This is a genomic window from Acinetobacter sp. YWS30-1 (assembly GCF_033558715.1).
In the GTDB taxonomy this organism is placed as follows: Bacteria; Pseudomonadota; Gammaproteobacteria; order Pseudomonadales; family Moraxellaceae; genus Acinetobacter.
Window position 1 is genome coordinate 297735 of the sequence record NZ_CP114606.1, and the last position, 13564, is coordinate 311298.

Sequence of the window (13564 nt, forward strand, 5' to 3'; positions counted from 1 at the left end):
CTCAATATTTTAGCTGAGTTCTTGTGGATCGATATCCAGTGTCAGCTTCATATTGGATGGCTTATCCTGTAACAGGTTTTGCCACCAGCTACGGACATAATAATGCAAACGGGCACGGTCTGCGGACAATAGCACCATATGGGATTGATAGCGTCCGGCTTTGCGTTCCATCGGGGCAGGAATGGGACCCCAGATGTCCAGCACCAGATCGGGATATTGCCTGAGCAGGGCAGCATGTTTCTGTAAGAATTCGGTATTTTGTGCCTGATCTTTGGATTCACAGCGAATCAGCACGGCATAACGAAAAGGAGGCATCTGGGCGATTTGCCGTTCGGTCAAAGTCTGCTTGGCAAAAGCGCGGTAATTTTCAGTGACTAAGGTATTCAGCAGCGCATGATCAGGTCTTAGGGTCTGTAAATATACATCCCCTTTATGTTCCCCACGTCCTGCACGACCTGCGACCTGTACGATCAATTGTGCTGTACGTTCTGTGGCCCGGAAATCAACGCTAAGAAGACCAGAATCGATATCCAAAATTGCAACCAGCGTGACATAAGGAAAATGATGGCCTTTGGCCAGCATCTGCGTGCCGAGCAGAATCGCAGGCTCACTTTTCTGAATCTTGTCATAGATCTTTTGCCAACTACCGACCCGGCTGGTTGAGTCGCGATCGACCCGGATCACTTCAAAATCTGGAAAAAGCTCATTCAGATGTTCTTCAACTTTTCCAGTCCCCATGCCTAAAGTGGCCAACTCCTGATGCTGGCATTGCGGACACTGTTCAGGCATACGATGAATGGTGCCGCAATGATGACAATGCAGATGTTGATAAGGTTGCCGGTGCACAGTGAAATTGGCATCACAGTTCGGACACTGCGCCTGCCAGCCACAACTGCCACAAATCAGTACGGGCGCATAACCACGACGATTCAGGAAAATGAGTACCTGTTCTTTTTTAGCCAGGCGCTTTTTGATTTCTTCAATCAGATGCAGGCTGATGCCATGCTGCTTTGGTGCCACTTTTAAATCCAGAATATGGATTTTTGGCATTAGTGCTGTACCCGCGCGTTGATTCAGTTCCAGCACCTGCATTTTGCCTTGCTGCACCAGCGCATAGCTGTCAATGCTGGGGGTGGCCGAACCCAAGAGGACTGGACATTGCTGTAAATGTCCCCGGTACAATGCCACATCACGGGCATGATAGCGAAAACCTTCCTGTTGTTTAAAAGACAGGTCATGCTCTTCATCCAGAATGATCAAACCCAGATTCGGCATCGGTGTATAGATCGCAGAACGGGTGCCAAGCACAATGGACGCTTTACCGGTTTCAGCGGCTTGCCAGGCTTGTAAGCGTTTACTGTCATTCAGGCCAGAGTGAAGCAGGGCAATATGACAATGGAAACGAGACTGAAAGCGGCTAATCGTTTGTGGCGTCAGTCCGATTTCAGGCACCAGTACCAGTACCTGCTTGCCCTGTTTAAGTACCTGTTCCATGATCTGAAGATAGACTTCAGTTTTGCCGCTGCCAGTCAGGCCATCGAGTAAAAAGGCCTGATATTGCTTGCGGTATTTCAGCACTTGCTGAATCGCATGCTTTTGTTCCGGATTGGCCGTTAATGGCATCTGGGCCAGTTGTACAGGTTGCGGGCTAAAATCCTGTGCTTCCAGGACACATTCGCAAATTCCTTTTTTTTCGAGCGCTTTTAAAGTCGCTGTTTCTATTCCGGCCAGATTTAAGAGATTCTCAGTTGTTCCCACCGGATGCAGTTTTAGAATCCGATAGGCTTCCTGTTGCCTCTCGGAACGGCGAACCTTGGCTTCAGCCTCATGATCCAGCAATTTCCAGTTTCGGGCCAGCAGGTTATAAGGTTTGCCCTGACGCAATAAGGTCGGCAAGGCAGTCTGGATCACTTCCCCGATAGGAAACTGGTAATACTGTGCTGACCAGGTCAATACACTTAAAACCTGGGAATTGATAATGGCACGGTCATCTAAAAGCTCGGTAATTGCTTTCAGTTTGAAACTGGGATCAATCGGAGCATCTAGCGGTAATTTTTCAGTAATCACGCCGACCAGATTTTGCCGGCCAAAAGAAACCGCGACTCGGGCACCCACTTCTGCCTGCTGATATTGTTCCTGACTCAAGCTATAGTCAAAACAGTCAAACAGATGCACCGGCACTGCAACACGAACACGATAAACAGGGGCAGTAACGGGAACAGAATTTGGCATAGTAACAGAGTGGGTCCTGATGAAATTTCGTCGTGCTCAAAGTTCAGTTATGTTAGAGTGAGCAGATAATTTATATTGAAGAATATGAATGATTTTGATGGTCTGACGCAACAGCGTTAAGCAAAATTTTGGAAAATTAGAGCATTACAATGCCTGCATATCAGTTTACTGCGCTTGACGCTTCAGGGAAGCAGCAAAAAGGCGTGCTTGAGGGGGATTCAGCACGACAAATCCGGCAACAGCTTCGGGATCAGGCGCTGATTCCGGTCTCTGTAGATCCGGTTGAGAAAAAAGACCAGCACTACCGTCGCAAATGGTTTGAAAAAAGCATTACTGCTTATGATTTGGCTCTTATGACCCGACAACTCTCGGTACTGGTCGCTGCCGCAATTCCGCTGGAAGAAGCTATTCGCGCCGTCGGCAAGCAGAGCGAAAAAGTTCATGTGCAAAATCTGCTGATGTCAGTACGTTCTAAAGTGCTGGAAGGACATAGCTTGGCTCAGGCGCTACAACAGTCTGGACGTTTTCCAGAGCTGTATATTGCCACCATTGCGGCTGGTGAACGTTCTGGTCACTTGGACCTGATTCTGGATCAGTTAGCTGACTATACCGAAAACCGTTTTGCTATGCAGAAAAAGATTCAAGGGGCGATGATCTATCCGATTATTTTGCTCTTGATGTCTTTTGCGATTGTGATGGGTCTAATGACCTATGTGGTACCGGATATCGTCAAGACCTTTGATCAAAGCAAAGATGCCTTGCCGTGGATTACAGTGACTTTAATGAAAGCCAGCGATTTTATCCGGATCGCCTGGCCATTTTTGTTGATAGGGAGTGCGGCAAGTATTTTTCTGCTGGTACGTTTTTTAAGAACGACCGCTGGGCATTATGCTTTTGATCGTCTAACTCTGAAACTACCTTTATTCGGAAAATTATCACGTGGCATTAATGCTGCCCGTTTTGCCAGTACCTTATCAATTCTAACCCAGTCTGGTGTGCCACTGGTGGATGCCTTACGCATCGGAGCAGCGGTAAGTAATAACTGGGTGATCCGGGATTCGGTTAATCTGGCTGCTGAAAAAGTCACTGAAGGGGGGAACCTGGCTACCCAGCTGGAACGTAGTGGTTATTTCCCCCCGATGATGGTACAAATGATCAAAAGTGGCGAAGCCTCGGGGGAGCTGGATCGTATGCTGGAACGGGCATCGACCATGCAGGACCGTGAAGTGACCACGCTGATTTCGACATTACTCGCGCTTCTGGAGCCGCTGATGCTAGTACTTATGGCCAGTATTGTGCTAGTAATTGTGATCGCGGTGATGCTGCCAATCGTGAATATGAATAATATGATTTAAATAACATGTGTAACGTCTACGAAGAATCGAAAGTGCCTGAACTTTCTAAAGATGAATGAGAGATATTGAATGAAAAGGAATCCAAATCAAGCCATAGACCCTTCAACTACAGCTGTTGAACCTACCGTACGTGTGAGCCAGTTACGTGCACATCGTGCCTCAGGTTTTACCCTGATTGAAGTAATGGTGGTTATTGTTATTCTCGGTGTGCTTGCGGCCCTAATTGTTCCAAATGTAATGGGACGCGGTGAAAAGGCTAAAGTGGATACCACAGTCATCAAATTGCAGAGTATTGCGGGTTCACTGGATCAATATAAGCTGGACAATGGCAAATATCCAAGCATGCAGGAAGGTGGTCTAGATGCACTGGTAAATCAGCCGGCAACAGCGAAGAACTGGCTGCCAGGTGGCTATGTGAAAGGGGGTTATCCGAAAGACAGCTGGGATAATGACCTGCAATATGTGATTCCAGGAACCAATGGTCGTGCTTTTGATTTGTACTCTTTTGGTGCCGATGGACAGGCAGGTGGCGAAGGAACTGATGCTGATATTTATTACCAACCTTAATTGATAATTATTATAAATTAGTGAGTTATTGAATATATCACTTCACTTGATTGGTTGTTTCAATACTAGGTGAAGTGATAATAACTCTCAATCATAAAATATAATATAAGTAACTGAATTTAATAATATTAGTATAATATTAATGATTTGATAGTTATAATAAGAATTATTCCCATATTTATCTATTACAATTATCGTAAAATGTGAATAAATATAGCCTTTCTATTTACAAAAAATAGCTCATAATATTCTTAATGGCCCTTTTTTAGCCAAAGGAGAATGGTATGAAAGCATTAATATTGTCGGATGAAATAAACCAGTTTCATTGGTCGATGCTGAAATCTGTTCTTTTGGTTTTAAGCATTCTTCCAGCCAGCCAGGGAATTTTGCATTTATGGCAGACCACTGAAGGCAGCAGCCAGATTATGGTTGGTTTCTTTGCCATTAGCATGATGAGTACCTTATTCGTACTATGCTTCTGGTCAGCATTAAAAGCATCGGTCGTACAGTTTGAACAGGAACAGGCCTCTGCATTTGAAAATGGTATTGTTCAGATCTATCGTTATATTCCAATGTTGTCACTGGCGAGCATGTTGTCTTATCTGGTGATCCAGTTTTAATAACATATAGATAAAAAAACCGAGGCATGAACCTCGGTTTTTTTATAGTTCCTCCCTTTTAAAAAGGGAGGCCGGGAAGGATTTAGAAAATTAACTCCCTCTTGCGCCATATATGGATCACCTTTTGCAAAGGGGAAACTTTTGAGAGAAATTATCTTCTCGACTTAAAGCTGATATCCACTTTACGTGGACGGAAGCGCCAGCCCAGCAATAAGAGCAATACGGAGAAAATCAGCACTGGCCAGTCGCTGAGTTTCATATAGAGCGTTTCACCCTGCATGGCGGGGAGCTCACCGCGGAGTATAGCTTCTTTATCCATAGGTGCACGTTTCACAATATGACCATTGTGGTCGATGAACGCGGTTACCCCGGTATTGGTGGCACGAATAAACCAGCGACCATTTTCCTTGGCCCGCATTTGCACCATCTGTAAATGTTGCTGTGGACCGGCAGTGCCGGTAAACCAGGCATCATTAGATACGGTCACCAGAAAATCGCTTTGGCTTGCATTACGACGAGTCAGGTTTGGATAAGCCACTTCATAGCAAATTGCCGCACCTAGAGGATGGTTTTTCACATTTAATGGTTTCTGGATATCCGCACCACGCGAAAAACCACTTACCGAAGGGTCGTTTTGCAGAGCTGGAAGTACCCAACTGAGTGCGCCAGAGAGTGGAATATATTCTCCAAAAGGCACCAGACGCTGCTTCTTATAAAGTCCACTCGACTCATCACCAGTGGCCATGATGCTATTGTAATATTTTGGCGTGCCTGCTTCCTGTGACTCAGCCAGATCCCAGAACGGAATACCTGTGACCCAAGCTGTTCCAGATTTTTCTGCCTGAACTTTCATGGCATCCAAGAAAGGTTCGATATCAGTCTGGAACATCGGAATCGAAGATTCTGGCCAGACAATCAGGTCACGTCCCCATTCGGTCTTGCTCAGATTGGCATAGATCAGCAGGGTTTTTACCTGATATTCAGTTAACCATTTCAGGTCCTGGGGGATATTGCCCTGAATCAGAGAAACAGTGAGCGGCTTTTGATTTTTTTCTTGCACGAAAGTCAGTTGTGCTGCGCCCCAAGCACCCAATAACAAGAGTGCAGAAGGAACGATCCAGAAGACCCGTTTACTTAAAATTTCAACCAGCGCACAAGCTAGAACAATCACTACAAAGGACACCCCAAATACACCGAATAAAGGCGCATAGGCATCCAGATAGAGCTCAGTAAAAGCATAACCTGCAAAGAGCCATGGGAAACCGGTAAATACCCAGGTTTTGGCCCATTCAAAGATCACCCAAAGTGGGGCGAAGGTAAGGGGGGTTTCCGGGAAAAAGCGACGATAAATAAAAGTCTGAAGCGCAGTAAACAGTCCCATGACAATCGCCATGATCAGGATCATGATTACGCTCAGGAAAGCACTGGTATCGCCATACACATGAATAGAGGTATAGAGCCAGAATGCACCCACAAACCACAATCCAATCCCATAAGCCCAGCCAATCCCAAAGGCCTGTTTCGCACTACGACCACGGACGCAAGCATACAATAAAGCAGGAGACAGAATTGCCAGCCACCAGTAATGATAAGGTGCCAGTGCCAAGCTAAAAATAGCGCCGGCAAATAAGGCAATCAATACAGGATAAATTAAGGCTAGCTGCTTTTGCTGCTGGGCTGGATTTAATAGCTTATCGAAATATGCTCTCATTGGCGCACAGCTCGAATTAAACGAATAGAACGTGAATCTGCCTCAAGAATGGTAAATTGCCAGTTTTCCAGTTCAATCGTCTGACCTTCCAAATCATTTACTAGACCGATTTCTTGTAATAACAAACCGCCCATGGTTTCAACTTCATCATCGGAGAAATTGGCATCTAGCATATTGTTAAAATGCTCGATTGGTGTCAGCGCTTGTACTACCCAGGTATTGGCTGTCTTCGGGTCTTGATCCGGAACAATATATTGTGCTTCTTCATCCGCGATATCATGTTCGTCTTCAATTTCACCCACAATTTCTTCGAGAATATCTTCTAATGTCACCAGGCCTGAAGTTGTACCGTACTCATCAATCACTACCGCAATATGAGTCTGGGTATTTTTCAGCATACGTAGAACCTGATCCGAACGTGCACTTTCCGGCACAAACAGCGGCTGACGCATCAAGGCACGAATATCGACTTTGGAAGAAGGCTCGGTCAGGAAAGGAAGCAGATCTTTGGCCAGCAAAATACCAACCACATTATCCGGTTGATCCGATGAGAACACAGGGAATCGCGAATGCGCAGATTCAACTAAAACATGCAGAATTTCGAGAAGTTGGTCATCTTCCTGCAAGCTAATCATGGACGTTCTTGGCGTCATGACTTCACGAATTTTGGTAGCCGGCAGATCCAATACGCCTTCCAGCATTGCAACAGTATCGGGTTCTAAAAATCGACGTGAATCTTGTACTAATTTTAGCAGTTCGTCGCGAGTTTCGGGTGCAGTTCCCAGCCATTTACGTAAGCCGCGCATACCCCACGACGGGCCTGATTCCTCGTGCATGATCTTTCCTAAAGACTCTTAATATCTAAAAAAACGTGATTTTATCATACCGCAGAAAATACGCTTGTCTATTGTAATTATGCTGCGCAGACTTGATCGCGCGGGTCAGTATGGTTTTGTGAATTGGTTCAAAGCGCGGGCTGCAATGCGATAGCCGCTTTATGCTAAAATAAGGCTGATCTTGAATTCCTGAGTCTGTCGATGTCTGAAGCCGAAATTACGCCAAGCCTGCAATTGAATACCCGTGGATTACGCTGCCCTGAGCCAGTGATGATGTTGCATCAAGCCATCCGTAAGTCTAAAGCTGGTGATGTAGTTGAAGTTTTTGCTACGGATAATTCAACTTCTTGGGATATTCCAAAATTCTGTATGCACCTTGGCCATGAACTGCTGCTTCAAGAAGAACGTCTGGATGAAAATGGCAATAAAGAGTTCCATTATCTGGTGAAAAAAGGCGGTTAAGAGATTTTTTGGGTAGATGAGTGATTCATTTGCCCATATTTTTGAAAGATTAAAATGAAAAGAAAGCTATTTTTTTTTGAATACTTGATCTGCTTGAAGTTCCTGACTTTCAGAAAATAAAAATTTGATATTCAAGCCTCTTCCAGAATTACAGTGATGAATCGGAACCATGGCCAGACCAATGAATCTAGGCTGAATATAAATAATTCACTATAATGCCGCAAAAATATTTATAACAATTAAAAATGATAAAAAATCATATCGCTCAAGTATTAGAGCAATTGGGTCTTAGCGCACAGAAGCGTGCTTTGCTTGTTCAGTTTTCCCATCAAAAACTTAATTCTGAAGTTTTTCTGCAACGTATTGATGGCCAACATGTCCTGAATCAGGGACTAAAAATTGAGCTGATTTGTGTGTCGACTAATGCCTTGATTCCCCTTAAAGAATTTATTGGAATTCAAGTAGCGATAGATCAGGTCACGGATCAAGGACAGTTATTTCGCAGTTCCGGAATTATTACTGCAGCAACTCAGGGACAGAGTGATGGTGCATTAGTGCTTTATAAACTCACCCTGGAAGATGCAACGTCGCTATGGCATAAACGCCGTAATAGTCGTGTGTTCATGGACAAGAGTGTCCGAGAGATTACTGAAATCTTATTCAAAGAATGGCAGGGTAAGAGTCCATTATTTTCGGCTGCACTTAAGCTGGATTTATCCGGTTTGCAGCAAACTTATGATGTACGTCCTTTTACTATGCAGTTGAATGAAAGCGACTATGACTTTTTAACCCGTTTATGGCGTAGTGAAGGGATTAACTGGCTGATTGATGAGTCTGAGCTTATAGTTGTGCATTCATCTGCACCGATTGCAGCACAAAAGCTTAGATTAATTGATGACAATAGCCACTACCAAGCTTTAAGCCGCAGGGCGATCCGTTTCCATCGTTCCAGTGCGACTGAACAAGAAGATAGCATGACCAGTTTTATTGCAGAACGACAGTTGCAGCCGACCGCTGTACATATCCAGCGCTGGCATGCCGGTCGCTTGAATCAGGAAGAAGGCATAGGTTCAGTACAAAGCAAGCACCAGCAGAGTCAGGTTCAGGATAATGCCAGCCTGGCATTGGAACAAGGCTGGAACATCAGTCCGGCATGGATCACTGATCTCAGGCATGCAGATCAGGCAACTCTAGCCTCGGATGCACAAATCGAGAAAATAAACCAAAATTTGCAGCATTTCTATGATGCACAGGCCAAACAATTTTTAGCAACATCCACGGTACGTGATGCCCAAGTGGGTTACTGGTTTCGGCTGGATCAGCATCCTGAAATTGACCAGCATCCAGCAGTAGATAAAGAATTTTTAATCATCTCTAGGAAATTTTATAACCAAAATAATTTGCCTAAAGACTTAAATGAGCAGGTTCATGCTTTAATTCAGCAAAGCTGTTGGCAGATGACAGAATCCAAGGACGCAGGTGAGCGTCAGGCCAACCAGCTAGTCTTGCAACGTCGCCATATTCACTTGGTTCCTGAGTATCAACCTTTATTGCAGCGGCCACAGGCCTATCCGCAATGCGCCAAGGTAGTCGGGCCAGAAGATGAAGAAATTTATGTGGATGAATGGGGGCGGATCAAAATCCGTTTTCTGTTCACTCGTCCGGATGACCATGCTCACGATGGTGGCGCAGGCAGCAATGACAGTGATACAGATTCAGCCTGGGTAGATGTTCTGACCCCGTGGGCAGGTATAGGTTATGGGGTCCGTTTCTTGCCACGCATTGGTGAAATTGTGGTCGTCGACTTTTTTGATGGCAATATTGATCGGCCTTTTGTGGTAGGTCGGATTCATGAAGGCCAACGTTCTCCGACGAAGTTTGATCAAAAAGGACAACTACCAGATACCAAAAAACTCAGTGGTATTCGCTCGCAAGAAGTACAGGGGCAAGGCTTTAACCAGTTACGTTTTGATGATACGACTGGCCAGATCAGTATACAGTTACATAGTAGTCAAGCTGCCAGTCAGCTCAATCTGGGTAACTTAAGTTATTCAAAAGAACAGGCTGAAAATGAAGGACGGGGTGAAGGCTTTGAACTTAGAACTGACCAATGGGGTGCAGTCCGTGCAGGTAAAGGGTTATTGATTTCGGCTCATAAACAGCAAGCCGCAGACGGTTCACATATGGATGCTGAACCAGCGAAAAGCCAGCTTGAATCAGGCTTGCAGATGAGCCAGGCGCTAAGTGATGTTGCTAAAAACCAGCAAACTGATCTGCTTGAAATCTTTGAAAATTTAAAAAGCTTTATTGAGAAAATTGAACAGCAAGATCAAGACAAGGCAACTGCCTTTAAACAGGCAATTATGATTCTGACAGCACCAAAATCCATTGCGCTGAGTACCCAGCAGGATATTCATTTGTCTGCGGAGGGTCAAATTAGCCACCAGTCAGCGGACAGTATTAATTTAAGTTCGCAGAAAAATATTATTGGGCATGCCTCTTCTAAAGTCAGTCTGTTTGCAGCCCAACAAGGCTTAAGAGCTTATGCCGCAAAAGGCAAAGTTTAACTACAGGCGCAAAATGATGGGATGGATATTATTGCACGCAAAGGTATCAAAACTATCTCCACTGAAGATCAGATCGAAATTACAGCAGCGAAGGAAATTGTTTTAACTGCGGGCGGTTCTCAAGTTGAGATCAGTAGTGCCGGAATTTTGCCGATGACGGGTGGTCAGTTTGAGATGAAGGCAGGGCAGCATCAATTTTTATCAGGGGAAAAGACAATACATGATATTCCCTATCTTCCTGCCTCATATAATAGTTCCTATATTTTAGAGTTCGATGTGCGACATAAAATAGACAATAAATTATTAGAAAGCTCTCCAAATTTTAGTCTTATTGATTCTAAGGGGAATGTACGAACAGGAGAGGTTCCCAAAGATGGAATTATTAGAATTACCTCAAAAAATAAGGAAGAAAAATATACGGTTATGGTGCATAAATATGATGCAGAGATATCGGAGTTAGAAGAATGACTTATACGGCTCGTTTAAAAGTATCCTGTGATAATAAAGACCTTTTATCAAAATTAAGCTATACCTTACTAAATACGACAACTCAAAAAAGTTATGGAGGAAAAATTGATCCGAATGGTTGTACCAAAATCTATAGTTGCAATAAATTAGATTTAATCTTTGTAGAGTTAATTTTAAATAATTCAAAAATTGCCAGAGTGCGTGTTCCCGCACTAGAAAATGGCGAATTTAATAAATCGATATATAAATTAAAATCAACTACAGGTACAACAAAACAAGCAGAATTAAATAAAGTACCTGTTAAAGTTAAAAATGAATTAGAAATAGCACTTGAAGCCTTACATGGTACAGCACTTTACTTTAGTAATAACTTTTTAGATCATGATAGCTCCTTAAGAATTGCTTATATGAAAGCAATTAAAAAAATGAGTCATGATTACTTAAAGGATGTTGAAAATGGAAGAATGACTGTAAAAGATGCTTCGAAAGAGGCTCATACATTAAGAAATGATATCTTAGAACAGACCAGGAAAAAGAATTCTCCAATCGCGTTAGCAGTATCACAAAAAGAAAAAATAGCGGCTAAAAGCTTAGATCAATTCTTAGAATATTATGCATTGAAATTAAAAGATCCTGATAAATGGAAAAGACTGAAAGATCAGTCAAGACAAACCTTAGATCATTATGTAAAAGCATCAACAGGTACAAGAAATTCATATTTTCAGGCGCTTTCAACAGCAGATAAAAATAAAGTTTTTTATAGTGTAGTTAAAGGATCAGGGGCATCCCATGGAACTTTTGATAAAGCAGCAAAGTATATGAAACCACTAGGCAGAGTAATTGTCGTTATTTCAATTTCCTATGCTTGGTATGAGATTTTTTCAGCTGAGAATAAAGAAAAGGAATTTTATAAAGAAGCCGCAACCATAGGCTCAGGAGTGGCAGCTGGCGCTGTGGGTGGTGCTATTGCAGGAGGAATTTGTGGCCCCGGGTCTCCCATATGTTCAACAGTAGGTGTAATAATTGGCGGTCTAGCGGGAGGGTATGGAGCATATAAATTAGTTGAAGCTTATGATGAAGAGTTGGAAGCTTTTACAGAATGGACTTTATTTTAATTCCAGTAGGTAGCCTGTATGTTTAAGTTTTTAAAAAGGTTAGTAAGAAAAGAAGCTAATAAAAATTTAGATACGAGTAATTATAAAACTAAAATTAAAAATTTTAGCTTAGAGCATGATCAGATTGTGGGCGTAAATATAGATGATGTAATAATAAAAATACCTTATATAGACATAGTAAGGATATCTATTATGGTTTATGGGGAAGATTTACTCCCTCAACCAATCTGGACTGTGCAAACAATAAAAGACATTATTGATATACCGAATGAATTAAATAATACTGATAAATTATTTTTTGAGGTTCTTAATAAAAAATTAGATGGTTACAACTCAATTCAAACCCAAGAAGAAATATTAAAAGCTATGAATTGTACCCATAACAGCCTATTCCATATTTGGCAGCGCCATGATGCAGATAAAATATTTAAATCTATTAAATACTAATTTTTTCTTGTACAAAAAAATTAAATGATGCGTATTTCATAATCTTATAAATACGCAGATTCAAATCCCAAGTGCAACACATTTGTAGTTAGTTGAAAAAGTTAGGTGTATTCATAGAATCATTAGACTTTTTCAACTCGCAATTGGAAAGCACACAATGAAGAAATACACCCAACTTTCTCAAGATGAAAGATACGAAATTTATGCTACTTTGAAAAGTAAAAGTTCAATCGCTACCCTTGCTCGGGAATTAGGACGTTCACGATCAACCATCTACCGTGAATTAAAAAGAAATACTGGGCAACGTGGATATAGAGCTCAACAGGCAGCTAAATTTGCAAGTCAAAGACGGTACCGTCCTTCATCATCAATGACAGCATTTGCCTTCGCTTATATTGATTATTTGATTGGTTTGGACTGGTCACCCGAACAAATTTCAGGTGCTTTAACACAACGCGGTTGGCTGGATGTACCTTCACATGAGTGGATTTACCAGTACATTTATCAAGATAAATCAAAAGGCGGTAAACTTCATCTACATTTAAGGCATCAGAAGAAATATCGAAAACGCGGTTACAAAAACACGGATCGTAGGGGTCAAATCATTGATAAAACAAGTATTCACTGCCGAGACCAGGTCATTGATCAACGACAACGTTTAGGAGATTTCGAAGGTGACACGGTGATTGGTAAACATCATAAAGGTGCTTTATTGACTCTCGTTGATCGAAAGAGCCTGTATGTACATATTGTTCATTTAGGGCCAACAAGAGCATCCTCTCCAACGATTACTTGTGCATTAGATCGTTTACAAATGAGCCATGCTTATAGTGTGACATTTGATAATGGCAAAGAATTTTCCGAACACAAAAGAATTACTGATGCTGGCATAGAGACGTATTTTGCTGATCCTTACAAGTCTATTCAGCGAGCTAGAAATGAAAATACGAATGGTTTAATCCGTCAATATCTGCCAAAATCATCATCGTTTGATGGCGTGTCAAACGAACAAATAGAGCAGATAGAGTTTGCACTCAACCATCGTCCTAGAAAAACACTAGGTTGGTATACACCGAGTGAAGTTATGGCTGGTTTTTATACTGTTGCACTTGCCGCTTGAATCCGCCATATAAAAAAGCCTCTAAAATAATTAATTATTTTAGAGGCTTATGCAAGCTAATTAA

At 42.5% G+C, this 13564-nt stretch carries 10 protein-coding genes and 1 pseudogene; 8 read left to right on the forward strand and 3 right to left on the reverse strand.

What is annotated here, in order from left to right; translation table 11 throughout:
• Positions 1-9: 9 nt before the first annotated feature.
• Positions 10-2232 (reverse strand): primosomal protein N', encoded by a 2223-nt coding sequence (locus O4M77_RS01385; RefSeq protein ID WP_180011868.1) that lies wholly within the window; start codon positions 2230-2232, stop codon positions 10-12.
• Positions 2233-2381: 149 nt separating this feature from the next.
• On the opposite strand from O4M77_RS01385, the gene gspF reads away from it, so the two are divergent.
• The 3 genes from gspF to O4M77_RS01400 all read left to right on the forward strand — a co-directional run bounded on the left by gspF (position 2382) and on the right by O4M77_RS01400 (position 4774).
• On the forward strand, positions 2382-3587 hold the full coding sequence (gspF, locus tag O4M77_RS01390) for a type II secretion system inner membrane protein GspF (RefSeq protein ID WP_323713712.1): 1206 nt from the start codon (positions 2382-2384) through the stop codon (positions 3585-3587).
• Positions 3588-3770: 183 nt separating this feature from the next.
• Entirely contained in the window at positions 3771-4154 is a 384-nt protein-coding gene (gene gspG / locus O4M77_RS01395; protein ID WP_240904185.1) for a type II secretion system major pseudopilin GspG, read from the forward strand.
• A gap of 284 nt (positions 4155-4438) precedes the next feature.
• Positions 4439-4774, forward strand: a complete 336-nt coding sequence (locus O4M77_RS01400; RefSeq protein WP_005232472.1) for a hypothetical protein — start codon at positions 4439-4441, stop codon at positions 4772-4774.
• A gap of 151 nt (positions 4775-4925) precedes the next feature.
• Here the strand turns inward: O4M77_RS01400 and lnt are convergent, their stop codons facing one another.
• A complete protein-coding gene (gene lnt, locus O4M77_RS01405) occupies positions 4926-6485 on the reverse strand; it encodes an apolipoprotein N-acyltransferase (RefSeq protein WP_302700088.1) in 1560 nt (519 codons plus the stop codon).
• On the reverse strand, positions 6482-7321 hold the full coding sequence (locus tag O4M77_RS01410) for an HlyC/CorC family transporter (RefSeq protein WP_004781742.1): 840 nt from the start codon (positions 7319-7321) through the stop codon (positions 6482-6484). Before O4M77_RS01410 ends, lnt begins: the two co-directional genes overlap by 4 nt.
• Before the next feature lie 201 nt (positions 7322-7522).
• On the opposite strand from O4M77_RS01410, the gene tusA reads away from it, so the two are divergent.
• The 5 genes and pseudogenes from tusA to O4M77_RS01435 all read left to right on the forward strand — a co-directional run bounded on the left by tusA (position 7523) and on the right by O4M77_RS01435 (position 13500).
• Entirely contained in the window at positions 7523-7783 is a 261-nt protein-coding gene (gene tusA / locus O4M77_RS01415; protein WP_004781744.1) for a sulfurtransferase TusA, read from the forward strand.
• A 245-nt stretch (positions 7784-8028) separates the two neighbouring features.
• Positions 8029-10818 (forward strand): annotated as a pseudogene (locus O4M77_RS01420) (type VI secretion system Vgr family protein).
• Entirely contained in the window at positions 10815-11933 is a 1119-nt protein-coding gene (locus O4M77_RS01425; RefSeq protein ID WP_323713713.1) for a hypothetical protein, read from the forward strand. The pseudogene O4M77_RS01420 and the gene O4M77_RS01425 overlap by 4 nt, the downstream one beginning before the upstream one ends.
• 18 nt (positions 11934-11951) lie before the next feature.
• On the forward strand, positions 11952-12380 hold the full coding sequence (locus O4M77_RS01430; protein WP_166134832.1) for a hypothetical protein: 429 nt from the start codon (positions 11952-11954) through the stop codon (positions 12378-12380).
• A 157-nt stretch (positions 12381-12537) separates the two neighbouring features.
• The gene (locus O4M77_RS01435; RefSeq protein ID WP_180070468.1) at positions 12538-13500 is read left to right on the forward strand and encodes an IS30-like element IS18 family transposase; all 963 of its coding nucleotides are present in this window, start codon (positions 12538-12540) and stop codon (positions 13498-13500) included.
• Positions 13501-13564: the final 64 nt, after the last annotated feature.